Here is a 14,402-nt window from a genome sequence, read left to right on the forward strand (position 1 = left end):
CGGGGGCGGGCCTTCTGCGTTATTCGTGTGCCGGCGGGCGACTCGCCCGCCCGGTTTACTGCGCTTTCTTGCTGCCCTTCGCGGTCGAGGCGGTCGTCGTCACCGTGCCGCCGACCTGGCGTTTCATCTCGTCGATCATGGCGAACAGGTTGTCGCGGTTCACCACCTCGACGAACGGCGTGCCGCGAGTGGAATCGCTCACGATGTAGATGGTCGGGGTATGTTGGATGCCGACCTTCTGTCCCACGGCGAAATCGGCGCGCACCTTGCGCGCCAGGTCGCCGCGCGGATCCACGAAGAGCGGGAAGGCCAGCTTGTGGTCCTGGGCGAACTTCTCAGTCAACGACCGCAGGTTCTCGGGCGTGATCTGCGGCTGGTTCTTGAAGATGTAGGTGCGATACTCGTCGCCGAGTTTCTTCGACTTGGTATCGAACCAGCGCGCGTAGATGTGCGCGTCCGACGACCAGTTGTGCTTGGGCAGCGGAAAGTCGTAGCGCACGATGGGGATCTTGTAAGTCCGCGCGGCTTCTTCGAGCAGAGGTTCAGCGCGCGCGCAGTCCGGGCATTGCAGGTCGGCAAACTCCACGATGGCCAGCTTATAACCCTTCGGCGGACGCAGCGCCGAGGCATCGCCCGCCAGGGCGGCGGTGGAGTGGGCGACGAGCGCGGTCAGCACAGCCAGGGCGGCGAATAGGGACAAAACGGTCTTCTTCATACGATTCCTTCGGCAAGACCAAAGACTGGAAAGGTGCTGGTCTCTATTTTACTTGAATCCGCCTTTCGCCGCTGCCCGGCCTCCGCCCGCTAGAACCGCCACTTGAGCCGGCCCGCCAGCACACGCCGCGGAGCATACTGGACGGGCGTGAGCTCGCTCTCTTTCGCGATGGCGTAGCGGTTGTCCGAGACATTAGTAGCGTCGAACTCGAAGTCCAGGCGCCGCGGCTCACGGTGCCACAGGTTGAAGCCGAGCGCGACGTCGGCGGTGAAGTGCTGCGGCAACCGGACTCCCTCCGAGGGCGTCCCGCTGCCATAGCTGAAGTTCGCTCCCGACCAGAGATCGCGCCAGCGCGCGCGATGGTAGTAGAGGCTGGCTGTGCCGGTGTGGCGCTGGTCGAACGCGGGCGCGATGCGCTCGCCCACCGGCAGGTCCTCATCCGCAAAACCGCCAGAGATGGGGCCGACGAAGTAGACACGCGCCGCGCTGTATTGCAGGCGCGCGCTCAATCCGATGCTCTCCAGCCGGCGCAGGTTCACGCTGAAATCCAGCCCTTGCGCGCGGGCGTGCGAGAAATTCGTGGGGACGAACAGCCGCGTGTTCCCGAGCTCGCTGTTCTCGAAGCTGTTGTCGCCGTAGTGGGTGTAGGCGTCGACCTCGAGGATCACGTTCGCGCCGGCCTGCTGCGTCACCCCCACCTCGAAGTAGTGCTGGCGATACGCTTTCGGATCGCCCACGCGCAGCGCCGGATCGGCGGCGTTGCTGCCCAGGTACGCCGCGATCAGCAGGTACTCGATCGGCGGCGGCGAGAAGAACCGGTTGTACGCGGCGTGGAGCACCGTGCCGGTCTTCTCCACGTGGTACGCGATGCCGATGCGCGGACTGATCTGCGCGAACGTGTCGACCAGGTCGAACTGGTCCCAGCGCAGGCCGGCGTCCACAGTGAAGTGGCGCGCGAAGGTGAAGTGGTCTTGGATGTACAGTGCCACCTCGCCGCCGGAGATGCCGCCGCGAAAGTCGAACGGGTCGATATCCACCGGTTCGAGCTGGGGATCGAAGTGGAAGCGCTCCGCGAGCCGCAGCCGCGAGACGTCCACACCGCTCTTGATGGTGTGCCGGCCCACGCCGAAGGTCACGTCGGACTTCACTCCCAGGGTCAGCGTGGAGCGGCCGCCATCCCCCACCTCGGTGATGGGATCGTGCGTGCCCCGCAACCGGTCGAAGACCGTGCGCTCATATACCGAGCTCGACACCAGCGCCTTGGGCGAGAAGGTGTGCTGCCAGTTCAGGATGGCGGTCTGCGAATCCAGGTCGCGCTCGGCGTCGCGGCCGGCGAGTTGCTGGCCGGTGAGGTTGGGGAGCTCGAAGCGCGTGCTTCCGCCGGTGACGAGCAGCTTGAAGTTGTCGTGCGCGGCCTGGTAGTCGAGTTGGCCGGCGCCGCGCAAGCCGTAGCCAAAATCGTGCAACTCATCCGGCTGCGGTGGATTCAGGAAACGGTCGGAGCTGAACCCTCCGCCGAAGATGTAATAGCCCCAGCGCCCGCTGCTGCCTCCGTAGTCGGCGCTGCCGTCGTGGTTCTCTACCGTCCCCAGTCCGAGCGAGACGGAGCCATGCCCACCCAGGTCGCGGCCGGAGCGCGTGGTCACGTCGAGCACGCCGCCGAAGCGGTTGCCGTATTCCGCCGCGAATCCTCCGGTCACGATGCTGGCGGAGCCGAAGATCTCAGGACTTACTCCCGGCGTGAAGTGCTGGTGCGAGTTATCGAGGAACGACACACCGTTGATGAACTCGTGCAGGGAAAGCTCGTTGCCGCGCACGTGCACGAAGTTGTCGTGGCTGAGCACTGCGCCGGGCGCAAGTTGCAGCGCGAGCGTGGGGACATCTTTGCGCAACGGCGCCGGCATCTCTTCGATCATCTCGTGCGTCACCACGCGCGAGGTGCCGGTCTGCCCGGGGTCGAGCTCGATCACACTCGACTTTACTTCCACCGCGGTCGCGAGCGTCTCCCGCAGCGTCAGCTCGACCTTCAGCGCGAGCGTCTGCCGCGGCTTCAGTGCCGCGCTGTAGCTGGCGGCGTAATAGCCCTCACGCTCGACCGTCACGGCGTAGTCGCCGGCCTCGAGACCGAGGAAGCGGAAGTTGCCGTCGGCGTCGGTTGCCGTGGTCAACGTATGAACGGCGAGGGCGTGGGAAGCGTCCGCGCCCGCGCGCGCGAGCTTCACCTGCGCGCCGGGAACGGGCACGGCGTTTGTTTTTCCCGCAGCCGTGACGCGGCCTTCGATGGACTGCGCGAGGCAGGCACCGCTGGATAAGAGAAGACCTGGTAAAAGAACGACTGCCCAAGTCGCAATGGCTCGGAACGACCGCAAGCGTGCCTCACTGATGCATCCCAAGATTTAGGTCCGAAGACTTACTGGAATGATCTACTCGGAAGGATCGCTGGCGGGAGGAGCGCGGTTGGCCTGGTTGGGGGCGGCGTCGGAAGAATCGGCGGCGGGATAGAACTCGGTGACGAATGGGTGCGCCGGCAGCGGACGCGATCCCTGCGCTTTGTTTGCAGCAGGCGTGGCATGCAGCGTTGCCAGGCTGCAGCACGCGTGCTGCGCCGGGTCAGCAGCCGTCGAGCGGCTCACCGCCCGCCCGCTCTGCTGCTTCTTGAAGCAGCAAGCATGCGCGTTGCGCAACACGGTCGCGTGCGCCACTGGCGCAAACACCGCGACTGCAACTATGAGCAGCGCGAGACTGGCTGTGACCTTACGCATATGACGCTGACGACGAGGGGGATATTCTGCCAGACTCGGGGCCAACGCGCCAGTGACGGGGGAAGAAATCTTACGATGGGACTAAGGCCCCACACCGGAAACGCCCGCTGACGGCCCGGTGCCCGCTGCCGGGACTGCCACGCTACAACTGTGTTACAGGCTGTGCTAACCTCTCTCCGCTTCCCGTCCGGCATGCCCGCCGGACTCCAGCCCCCGCGCTCCCTATTCGCCTCGGGCTTACTTGTCCCGCTCCGCGGGACTACAAATGAGGTTTGCATTGTGAAGGTCTACGAAAGCGCGAACATCCGTAACGTCGCGGTCGTGGGTCACTCTCACGCCGGCAAGACATCGTTGGTCTCGGCCATGCTCTCGACCGCGGGCTCGACCGCCAAACTCGGACGGGTGGACGACGGCTCCACCGTCACCGATTGGGACGAAGAGTCCATCGCCCGCAAGATGACGACGACCACCGGCGTGGCTTACGCCGAGTGGGGCAATCCCGGTTCTCCGACCACCAAGGTCAACATCCTCGATACGCCTGGCTTCAACATGTTCGTCCACGAAGCGAAGATGGTGATCCCGGCCGTCGAGTCGTTCGTCGTAGTGGTCGATGGCGTGGCCGGCGTCGAAGTCGTCACCGATAAAGTCTGGGCTTACGCGGAAGAGGCGAAGGTCCCGCGCGTGGTCGTGGTCAGCCGCATGGACCGCGAGCGCGCCGACTACGACCGCGTGATGGAATCGCTGGTCTCCGCGTTCGGACGCAACGTCGTCCCCATCCAACTTCCCATCGGCAAGGAGAAATCGCTGAGCGGCGTGGTCGACCTCGTCCGCATGAAGGCCTACACCTACGAGATGGGAGGCAGCGGCAAGGGCAAGGAGAGCGAGATCCCCGCCGACCTCGCCGAGCAAGCCAAAGCGATGCACGAGAAGCTGGTCGAGCTTATCGCCGAAGGCAAAGACGAGTTGCTGGAAGAGTTCTTCGAGAAAGGTACCATCCCGGAAGAAGACCTCATCCCCGCGCTGCACGATGCCATCAAGGAAGACCGCATCTTCCCGGTGCTGTTTACTTCGGGACTCGGCAACGTGGGCACCGACTTCCTCATGGACTTCATCGTGCAATACACGCCCACGCCGGGCGAACACGAGCCGGTGAAAGGCGCTGCGACACCTGGCGTTCCTTCGAAAAACGGGGGCGAGCCGCCCGTGCGCCACGAGTCCGATAGCGAGCCGCTCTCGCTGTATGTCTTCAAGACCATCAGCGACCCGTTCAGTGGACAGATCAGCTTCTTCAAAGTGGTGAGTGGAGTGTTGAAGAACGATGCCACGGTGCAGAACTTCACCCGCAGCACTTCCGAGAAGCTCGCGCACCTCGGCGTGATGCAGGGCAAGCAGGCGAACGCGGTGCCTGAGCTGCACGCCGGCGACATCGGTGCGGTCGCGAAATTAAAAGACACGCACACCGGCGATACCCTGGGCGACAAGGCCGCGCCCATCCAGTTCCCGCAGGTGGACTTGCCCGAGCCGGCCATCACCTTCGCCATCGAGCCGAAGACGCGGGCCGACGAAGACAAACTCTCGAACGGCCTGCACAAGCTCATGGAAGAAGACAAGATGGTGCGCTTCTTCCGTGATCCGCAGACCAACGAGTTCCTTATCGCGGGCACCGGACAGCAGCACATCGAGGTCATCGTCGCGAAGTTGAAGAAGCGCTACCACACCGAGGTGGTGCTGAAAGCGCCGAAGGTGCCGTATCGCGAGACCATCCGCGCCAAGGCCGATGCTCACGGACGCCACAAGAAACAGACCGGCGGCCACGGCCAGTTCGGCGACTGCAAGATAAAGATGGAGCCCATGCCGCGCGGCGGCGGCTTTGAGTTCGTCAACGACACTTTCGGCGGCGCCATCCCCAAGAACTTCATTCCCGCGGTGGAAAAGGGCATCGTCGAATCAGCGGCGCGCGGATACCTCGCGGGGTATCCCGTCGTCGATTTCCGCGTCATCCTCTATGACGGCAGCTATCACGACGTGGATTCGAACGAGCTTTCCTTCAGGAACGCGGGCCGCATCGCCTTCCGCAAAGCCATGGAACAGGCGCGGCCGGCGCTGCTCGAGCCCATCATGCACGTGGAGATCACCATCCCCGACGAGTTTGCCGGCTCCATCATGGGCGACCTGAACTCGCGCCGTGGACGCATCCAGGGTATGGACAACAAGGGTGGCAAGACGATCGTCAAGGCCGAAGCTCCGATGTCCGAGATGCTGACCTACGGCGTCGACCTCAATGCGATGACGCAAGGCCGCGGCAGCTTCAACATGGAGATGGCGCACTACGAAGTGTGTCCGACGGTGGTGCAGGAAAAGATCGTCGCGAACTTCAAGGTCGGGAAGGGCGAGGAAGTGGAAGTGGAAGACTGATTCCGTCTTCGGCGGACTAGCGATGATGCGACAGGTATTGAAGTGGGCCGCTCTTGTACTGAGCGGCACCACCGTGCTCGCCGTTGCCGCGTATTCGTATTATTGGTACAGCCCTCCCCCACAGGTCCCGACGCTCAGTTCGACTATCCAGCGCGCTACGCTGCATGTGGGCGATCGTGATCGAACCTACCTCGCTTATGCGCCGGCACAGCTATCCAAGGGTGCGCCGCTCGTCATTGTCCTCCATGGCTCGTTCATGGATGGCGAGATGATGCGTGAATGGACCGGCTACGAGTTCGACCAGTGGGCGGACAGGAAGAGTTTCGTGACGCGCTTCCGCCGCGCAATTCGCGCAGCGCAACGGCATCACCACAGCGCCAGCGGCCACTCAGTCACCGCATCGCCATGAGAAAGACCCGACTTCGGTCGATAGTCTCACCTGGTCGAGTGGCGACCATACGCCCGTAGCGGTCTTGTACACCGTCCACGGCGGCGGACACATCGTCCCCCAGCCTGCCTTCCGCTATCCGCGCATTCTTGGCAGGACCACCGGGGATCTCGACGCCCCCGCCTCCGCATTGCAATTCTTTGGGATTGCACCGTGAGTCTCAACTGGGCATGCCAGACCACAAATTGGAAAAGCCTCCTGGATTCAGGAGGCTTCTTCGTTACTAGAAGGCTCTCTCGGCCGGACGGCCTCGAGATGTAAATAAAAGAACTACGCCTTTACCACTTTCCCGCTCTTGATGCAGTTGGTGCAGACACGCAGGCGCTTGGTCGTCTTGCCGACGCGGGCATGGACCGGGCGCAGGTTCACGTTCCAGCGCCGCTTGGTCACGTTGTGCGCGTGGCTGATGTTGTTGCCGAATTGCGGCCCTTTGCCGCAGATCTCACACACTCTTGCCATGACTGCTCACTCCAGGAAGGATCAGAACTTGTGCGCCAAAGTATTGATTTTACCTGAGTTCACGCGGATTCGGCAAACGCGCGCCATGCATCCCCCATGCGATACTTGAACCATGCCTGCCGTCCCGCCCACCGCCCCTGATCCTAAGTCCGTGAAGGTCAACGTGACCTCCGGGAGTGGTGTGGACATCGATTGGAAAGACGGCCATCAGTCCCACTACGACTTTCCTTACCTGCGCTTGGCCTGCCCCTGCGCGCTCTGTGACGACGAGCGTGGCAAGGAAGATCGCGAGCCGTGGGAAAAGCCGAAGCAGCAGCCCGGAGCCCTGCCGATGTTCAAGCCACTGGCGAAGCCGGTGCAGGCCGAGGCGGTGGGGAAGTACGCCATCCGGTTCACTTGGAATGACGGCCACGAGCACGGCATCTATTCCTGGGATTACTTGCGCGATATCTGTCCGTGCGCCGAGTGTGCGGCGGTGCGGGAAGCGGAGCGGGAGCATTTCACGTGAGCGAACGTAGCGCCGGCGTCCCGCCGGCTGTAGCGGGGGCGTCCCGCCCACGCTATGGGGAAGTGACAATCCGCAATCGTGGCCGCCTCCCGCACTGGGAGATGGAATCGGGTACATACTTCGTCACGTTCCGGTTGGGCGATTCCCTGCCGCAATCCGCGCTGACGAAGCTTGAGGTCGAAGCAGCGCAGGCGTCAGGTGATGACAAATCAGAAAAGAAGAAGGCCCTCTTGCGCCGGATCGAGATGTACCTCGATCGTGGTGCCGGAGCATGCCTCCTCGCCCAGCCTGCGATCGCAAAGACGGTGGCGGACGCAATCCACCACCTCGACGGCCGATCGTATCGGCTGATTGCTTGGGTTGTAATGCCCAATCACGTGCATCTGGTTGTTCGACTCTTGCCCGGCAAGAAACTGGCTTCTGCTATGCACAGCCTAAAATCGTATACATCGGAGGAAGCGAACCGAATCCTTGGACGCCGCGGCATATTCTGGCAGCGTGAGTACTACGACCACCTGATTCGTAACGCGAGCGAGCTCGAGAGATCCGTGAGCTACGTTCTGGCGAATCCATTGAAGGCGAACCTCAAAGGTTGGAAATGGGTGGGCTGCTGTGGGCCAGAGGCCCGCAACACAGCCGGCGGGGACGCCGGCGCTACAGGCGCATGATGCCGTCTTTCCTCGACAAACTAAATCCCCAGCAACGCGAGGCGGTCGAGACCGTCGACGGCCCATTGCTTATCCTCGCCGGCGCGGGGTCGGGGAAGACGCGCGCAATCACCTACCGCATCACGTACCTCATCGAGAACGTCGGCATCCCGGCGGATTCCATCCTCGCCGTCACCTTCACCAACAAGGCCGCCGCCGAGATGAAGGAGCGCGTGAACGAGCTCATCGGCGCGACCACGCTGGCGCAGCCGGTCATCTCGACATTCCACAGTTTCTGCGTGCGCTTGCTGCGGCGTGACATCGAAGCGCTTCTGGTGAAGAGTGACGACGCGGGTCGTCAAAGCGCAAACCAGCGCAGCGTGACCTCCGGATTCCGCAAAGATTTCGCCATCTACGACGAGAATGATCAGCAGGCGGTCGTCAAAGCTGCCATCCGGCGGCTCGGGCTCGACGACAAGCAGCTCACGCCGCGCATCGCTCTCGGACGCATCTCTTACGCGAAGAACCACATGCTCGATCCGCAGGAATATTTCCTCTCCTCGAGCGATCCGAAGACCGAGCAGATCGCGCAGGTCTTCCAGATCTATCGTCAGGAGCTGCGCAAAGCCAACGCCCTCGACTTCGATGACCTGCTGCTGGAGGCTGTCCGCGTGCTGCGCGACGCGCCCGAGGTCCGCGAGCGTTATCAGCGCCGCTTCCAGTACCTGCTGATCGACGAATATCAGGACACCAACCGCCCGCAGTACGAGCTCATGCGCCTGCTCGCCGGCAAGCACCACAACGTCGCCGTGGTCGGCGATGAGGACCAGTCCATCTACTCGTGGCGCGGCGCGGATATCCGCAACATCCTCGAGTTCGAAAAGGATTTCCCCGAAGCCAAGGTCATTCGCCTGGAACAGAACTACCGCTCCACGCAGCCCATCCTGGAAGCGGCCTCGGCGGTGGTGGCGAATAACGTCAAGCGCAAGGGCAAGAAGTTGTGGACCGCGCGCCAGGGTGGCCCGAAGCTCGGCTACTACGAAGCGCCCGACGGTGAGAACGAAGCGCTCTTCGCCGCCGACTACATCGCGCGCTACTTCCGTGAGGCTGGTGGGCAGGGAGAAGAGACGCCGCGCGCGGCCGTGCTTTACCGGACGAATTTCCAGTCCCGATTGTTCGAAGAAGCGCTGCGCCGCTACCAGTTGAAGTATCACGTGGTCGGTGGCTTCTCGTTCTACGAGCGCGCCGAGATCAAGGACATCATCTCGTACCTCAAGCTGCTGCAGAACCTCGACGATTCCATCGCGCTGCTTCGCGTGGTGAATACGCCGACGCGCGGCATCGGCAAGACGACCATGGAGACGCTCGAGCGCATCGCGCTCGAGACCGGACTGCCGCTCTGGGGCGCGATGAATCAGGCCATCGAGTCGCAACTGCTGCAACCGCGCGCCCTCGCGGCGCTGCGCGGATTCCGCGACCTCATCGAAGACGCCCGCGCGATGCTGGCGGGAACGTTCGTCGAACGCGCAAGCCAAACCGCATTCACCGCAGAGACCGCAGAGAACGCAGAGGGGAAACCAGAAGCAGCAGAAGAAATCAAAACTCGAGATTCAAGCCTCAAAACTTCTGAGCCGGAGCCTGCGCCCGAAGAGGGATTCAGAACTCCCGGCGGCCCTGCTACGCTGCCCGAGATCATCAAGTTCCTCATCGACCGCACCGGATACATCAAGCAGCTCGAGGAAGAGGGCACGCCCGAGGCGTACTCACGCATCGAGAACCTGCGCGAGTTGGTCAACGCCGCCATGGATTCGCGCGACCGCGGCGAGACGCTCGCCGAGTTCCTCGACCATGCCGCGCTCGTCGCCGAGACCGACTCGCTCGATAGCCGCGCGCAGATCACGCTCATGACGCTGCACGCCGCCAAGGGCCTGGAGTTCCCGCTCGTCTTCCTTGCCGGCCTCGAAGAGGGCCTCTTCCCGCACTCGCGCACGCTGCTCGATCCCGACGACATGGAAGAAGAGCGTCGCCTCTGCTACGTCGGCATGACGCGCGCAATGAACGCGCTCGTCCTCACCCGCGCCCGCTATCGCCGGCGCTACGGCACCGACCTTCCCGAAGCCAGCGTGCCTTCGCGCTTCCTCGAAGAGATCCCGCCCCAGCTGATCGAGGACCTGGGTTCTCCGACGCGCGCGCGCCGGCAGACCGAAGCCCGTCCCTATGCCGCCGGCGCAGACGACTTCGATTTTGGTGGCGGCGACTACGCGAAAGGCGATGACTTCGACCAGCGCGTGGGCTACGCGCGCGCCGCGCAGCGCAAAAAACAGGGGCTCACCCGCAGCGGCAGCAGCGGCGGTGGCAAGGGAAGCAGCCCAGCCTACAACTCGATGGACAACATCGCGGAATTCTTCGCCTCGCGCGGCAAGAAGTTCACGCGGCCGAAGACAGATATCCCGGAACAGACGGGCAAGCGCGGCTTCAAGCCCGGCCAGCGCGTGCGCCACCCGAAATACGGCGAAGGCATCGTGTACAAGCGCGAGGGTGACGGGGAAGACGCGAAGATTACGGTACAATTCCCCGGCGTCGGATTGAAGAAGCTGGTGGAGAAGTTCGCGCAGCTGGAGAAGGCGTAAGCTGCTTTCGCCGCCGCGGAACGCGGATTGGCGCTGATCATCGAAGAAGAAGAAAGGGTAAACACTGCAATCATGGCAAACACAAGCAAACTGAGCCGGGAAGAACGCAAGCAAGCGAAGCGCGCGTCGCGCAAGAAGCGCGAGCCGAAGAAGAAGCGCGATTACGATCGCGGTTCGAAGAAGCAGAAGGTCAAGAAGATGGTGCGCGGCACCTCGAAGCGCTAGGAATTGGTGATTGGGTGATTGGGTGATCGGGTAATTGGTTCCCGGAACTCAAATTACCCAATTACCGATTGTCCAATTACTCAATCGGAGAACTTTCCTGCCCTCACAACTTTTCAGGAAGAAGTCGATCGACAAGCTGATCGCCGAGTCGGAAGAGCCGGAGCGGCGGCTACAAAAATCGTTGGGCCCGTGGTCGCTGACCGCGCTCGGCATCGGCGCCGTCATCGGTTCCGGCATCTTCACCGTGATCGGCACGGCGATGGCGGGACAGAAGTTCACCGCCGAGAGCGTGCTCTACGCGCCGCTGCTCGAGTACCTCATCCATCGCTCGCCCACCTTCGGACGTCCGGGCGCGGGGCCGGCCATCGCGCTCTCCTTCGTGCTCGTCGCCATCGTGTGCGCGTTCGCGGCGTTGTGTTACGCGGAGCTGGCCTCCATGATCCCCATCGCCGGCTCGGCTTACACCTACACCTACGCGACCATGGGCGAGCTGATCGCGTGGATCATCGGATGGGACCTCATCCTGGAATACGCCGTCAGCAACATGGCGGTAAGCGTGGGATTCAGCGAGCATCTCGTCAACCTGCTCGATTTCTTCCACATCCATCTGCCGAAAGAATGGATGTTCCCCGCGTATCTTCCCTCGGGCTCGTCGCAATTCGATCCCGGCTGGCACTTTGGTTTCAACCTGCCCGCGTTCCTGGTGGTGATGGCGCTCACCGTGGTCCTGGTGCGCGGCATCCGTGAATCCGCCAAGACGAACAACGTGATGGTGATCATGAAGATCATCGCCATCCTGGTGTTCGTGGGCTTCACCGCCCACCTCATCGATCCGGCGAAGTACAAGCCCTTCATGCCCAACGGATGGCCGGGCGTGCTCACCGGCGGCGCCATCATCTTCTTTACGTATATCGGATTCGATTCCGTTTCCACGGCGGCGGAAGAGGCGAAGAACCCGCAGCGCGATGTTCCCATCGGCATCATCGCCACGCTCATCGTCTGCACCACGCTGTATGTGGCCGTCGTGCTGGTCTACTGCGGTGTGGAGATGTGGAATAGCCCCATCTCGAACTCTGCCGCACCGGTGGTGAACCTGCTCGCCACGCTCAACAAACCCTGGGTGCGCATCATCGTGCTCTCGGGCGCGATGCTGGGGATGATCTCGTCGCTGCTCGTTTTCCAACTCGGCCAGGCGCGCGTGTGGTTTGCGATGTCGCGCGACGGACTGCTGCCCGCGATGTTCAGCCACGTGCATCCCAAGTTCCGCACCCCCGACGTCGCGACGTGGATCGCCGGCTTCGTGGTCGGCCTTCCCGCCGGACTCTTCGATATCGGCACCTTCGCCGACCTGTCGAATATAGGCACGCTGTTCGCGTTCGCCTTGGTTGCCGGCGGCGTGCTCATCCTGCGCTACAAGGATCCCGACCGTCCGCGTGCATTTCGCGCGCCCGGCGGCCCCATCGTGCCCATCCTTGCCATCGTCTTTTGCGTGTTGCTCATGGCCGGACTTCCCATCCTGAACTGGCTGCGCTTCTTCGCGTGGCTGGCTATCGGCTTGGTCATCTATTTCCTCTACGGCCGGCATCGCAGCGAGTTCTCCGCGAACAAGATCCCGGCCGCGCGGCGTCCGTGACCGGCGTATTTAGAAAACATGCCAACCGTCCCTAGCCAACTCAACCTTGCGCAGCTTGACGCCGAGCGGCTCACGCCCTCGCCATTCATCCTCGCGCTGCCGAAGGCGGAGCTGCATCTGCATCTCGAGGGCGCGGTGCAGCCGCAGACATTGATGGAGCTCTCGCGACGGCATGACGCCGAGCCGCTCACGCTCGAGCAGGTCGAAGCGCTTTACCGTTACCAGGATTTCACCGGGTTCATGATGGCCTTCAAAGCGGTGAGTGAGCGCTTGCGGACCCCGGAAGATTACGAGCTCATCACCTACGAGCTGATGCGGCAGCTGGCAGCGGAAAATGTTGTCCACGCCGAGGTCTACTTGTCAGCCGGGATCATTCACTGGCGCAAGCAGGAGTTCGCGCCCATCCTGGCCGGCGCGGAGCGCGGCCGCGAGCGCGGCGCGCGCGACTTTGGCGTCTCCTTGCTATGGATCGTCGACGCCGTGCGCCACTTCGGTCCGGAAAGAGTGCAGCGCGTCTTCGAAGACGCGGCGCGTCTCAAGAATGCGGGCGGACCCGGAGCCGCCATCGTGGGCGTGGGGATCGGTGGCGACGAGCGCCAAGCTGCTCCCGAACTCTTTCGCGAGCAGTACGACTACGCCAGGAAACAGGGCCTGCACCTCACCTGCCACGCCGGCGAGACCGTCGGACCGGAATCGGTTTGGGGCGCGCTGAATCTTGGCGCCGAGCGCATTGGACACGGACTCACTGCCTGGCAGGATCGCGAGCTCATGGCCGTGCTGGTCGAGCGCCAGGTGCCGGTCGAGATCTGCGTGACCTCGAACCTGCGCACCCGCAGCTGCGCGAGCCTGGAGCAACACCCGCTCAAGACCTACTTCGAGCTCGGCGTGATGGTCACGCTCAACTCCGACGACCCGGCGATGTTCCGGACGTCGCTCGCACGTGAGTACGCGCTGGCGCAGGCGGCGTTTGAACTCTCGGATGACCACCTGCGCGAGCTCGCGCGCAACTCATTCGAAGCCAGCTTCCTGCCCGCGGAGAAAAAGCTCGAGTTCTTCGCCAGAATTGATAAATGAAGTCGGATAAGTGAGGCTGGATCGGTAAGATCATGGCCCAGCACATCGGCATCGTGGCGTGCAGCGCGGAAGGCGCGGCGCTGTGTTATCGCACCATCTGCATCGAAGGCGCGGCGGTGCTCGGCGCGCACGACCATCCGGAAGTCTCCATGCACACGCACTCGCTCGCCGAGTACAAGCAGTACTATCCCAAAGGCGACTGGGAGGGCGTCGCGCGGTTGATGCTCTCGTCGGCGGAAAAGCTGGCGCACGCCGGCGCCGATTTCCTTATCTGCCCCGACAACACCATCCACGCGGCCTTCCATCTGGTGGCGCCACAATCGCGCCTGCCCTGGCTGCACATCGCGGAGGAAGTCGCGAAGGAAGCGCAGCGCCACGGGTATAAGCGCGTGGGCGTGCTCGGTACCTACGCGCTGACCGGCTCGCGCGTCTATCCGGAGAAACTCTGCGAGCTGGGCATCGCGTGCGAGTTCCTCGATGAAGCCGGACGCCGCGAGATCGACCGCGTCATCATGGACGAGCTCGTCTACGGCAACTTCTTGCCGGCGTCACTGCTGTACTTCCAACAGGCGATCGAAGGACTCCGCGACCGTGGCTGCGACGCCGTGGTGCTGGGCTGCACCGAGATCCCGCTACTCGTCCAGGCCGGGGACTCCGCGCTACCCACACTGGATTCCACGCGCCTGCTGGCGCGCGCGGCGTTGAAGCGGGCGTTGGAGTAGCGAACTGCCCAAGCCTGCCCGCACGACCGCGCGCTAGAAGCAGCAAGAGCAGCGCGAGGTGACCGCGCATCGGGTTACACCCCTGCCCCCCTCCCTTCGAGGTATCCAGGTTTGTCCTCATCGAGTTACGGATCGGGATACCCGATGAGCGATCGGGTATCCCG

Annotated in this window: 13 protein-coding genes; 9 read left to right on the forward strand and 4 right to left on the reverse strand. The window is 63.1% G+C overall.

The genetic code is table 11. The features are described from left to right. Positions 1 to 55 precede the first annotated feature (55 nt). The 3 genes from M3P27_05480 to M3P27_05490 form a co-directional block, all read right to left on the reverse strand. The gene (locus M3P27_05480) at positions 56 to 715 is read right to left on the reverse strand and encodes a DsbA family protein (GenBank protein ID MDP9267761.1); all 660 of its coding nucleotides are present in this window, start codon (positions 713 to 715) and stop codon (positions 56 to 58) included. Positions 716 to 804: 89 nt separating this feature from the next. Beyond that, complete coding sequence (locus M3P27_05485) at positions 805 to 2,958, reverse strand: TonB-dependent receptor (GenBank protein ID MDP9267762.1); 2,154 nt, start codon at positions 2,956 to 2,958, stop codon at positions 805 to 807. Positions 2,959 to 3,138: 180 nt separating this feature from the next. Then, positions 3,139 to 3,477 carry a hypothetical protein gene (locus tag M3P27_05490; protein ID MDP9267763.1) on the reverse strand — a complete coding sequence of 113 codons (339 nt, stop codon included), beginning with the start codon at positions 3,475 to 3,477 and terminating at the stop codon, positions 3,139 to 3,141. A gap of 279 nt (positions 3,478 to 3,756) precedes the next feature. Here M3P27_05490 and fusA point away from each other — a divergent pair, with 279 nt between their 5' ends. Next, a complete protein-coding gene (gene fusA, locus M3P27_05495) occupies positions 3,757 to 5,892 on the forward strand; it encodes an elongation factor G (GenBank protein ID MDP9267764.1) in 2,136 nt (711 codons plus the stop codon). Between the two features lie 22 nt (positions 5,893 to 5,914). Then, entirely contained in the window at positions 5,915 to 6,301 is a 387-nt protein-coding gene (locus M3P27_05500) for a hypothetical protein (protein MDP9267765.1), read from the forward strand. A gap of 309 nt (positions 6,302 to 6,610) precedes the next feature. Here M3P27_05500 and rpmB read toward each other — a convergent pair whose 3' ends face one another. Beyond that, entirely contained in the window at positions 6,611 to 6,799 is a 189-nt protein-coding gene (rpmB, locus tag M3P27_05505; GenBank protein ID MDP9267766.1) for a 50S ribosomal protein L28, read from the reverse strand. Between the two features lie 112 nt (positions 6,800 to 6,911). Between rpmB and M3P27_05510 the strand changes: the two genes are divergently transcribed. The 7 genes from M3P27_05510 (at position 6,912) to M3P27_05540 (ending at position 14,238) form a co-directional block, all read left to right on the forward strand. Continuing rightward, a complete protein-coding gene (locus tag M3P27_05510; protein ID MDP9267767.1) occupies positions 6,912 to 7,307 on the forward strand; it encodes a DUF971 domain-containing protein in 396 nt (131 codons plus the stop codon). Then, entirely contained in the window at positions 7,304 to 7,975 is a 672-nt protein-coding gene (locus M3P27_05515; protein ID MDP9267768.1) for a transposase, read from the forward strand. Before M3P27_05510 ends, M3P27_05515 begins: the two co-directional genes overlap by 4 nt. Continuing rightward, positions 7,975 to 10,584: a UvrD-helicase domain-containing protein gene (locus tag M3P27_05520; protein MDP9267769.1), complete on the forward strand. Its 2,610-nt coding sequence runs from the start codon at positions 7,975 to 7,977 to the stop codon at positions 10,582 to 10,584. The genes M3P27_05515 and M3P27_05520 overlap by 1 nt, the downstream gene beginning before the upstream one ends. A gap of 72 nt (positions 10,585 to 10,656) precedes the next feature. Next, positions 10,657 to 10,809, forward strand: coding sequence for a hypothetical protein (locus tag M3P27_05525; GenBank protein MDP9267770.1), 153 nt, complete (start codon positions 10,657 to 10,659; stop codon positions 10,807 to 10,809). A gap of 97 nt (positions 10,810 to 10,906) precedes the next feature. After that, positions 10,907 to 12,442, forward strand: coding sequence for an amino acid permease (locus M3P27_05530; GenBank protein MDP9267771.1), 1,536 nt, complete (start codon positions 10,907 to 10,909; stop codon positions 12,440 to 12,442). 18 nt (positions 12,443 to 12,460) lie between these two features. Next, the gene (gene add, locus M3P27_05535; protein ID MDP9267772.1) at positions 12,461 to 13,516 is read left to right on the forward strand and encodes an adenosine deaminase; all 1,056 of its coding nucleotides are present in this window, start codon (positions 12,461 to 12,463) and stop codon (positions 13,514 to 13,516) included. A 32-nt stretch (positions 13,517 to 13,548) separates the two neighbouring features. Further along, positions 13,549 to 14,238 carry an amino acid racemase gene (locus M3P27_05540; GenBank protein ID MDP9267773.1) on the forward strand — a complete coding sequence of 230 codons (690 nt, stop codon included), beginning with the start codon at positions 13,549 to 13,551 and terminating at the stop codon, positions 14,236 to 14,238. The last annotated feature ends 164 nt before the right edge of the window (positions 14,239 to 14,402 follow it).

Source organism: Acidobacteriota bacterium (genome assembly GCA_030774055.1).
Classification (GTDB): Bacteria; Acidobacteriota; Terriglobia; order Terriglobales; family Acidobacteriaceae; genus JACPNR01.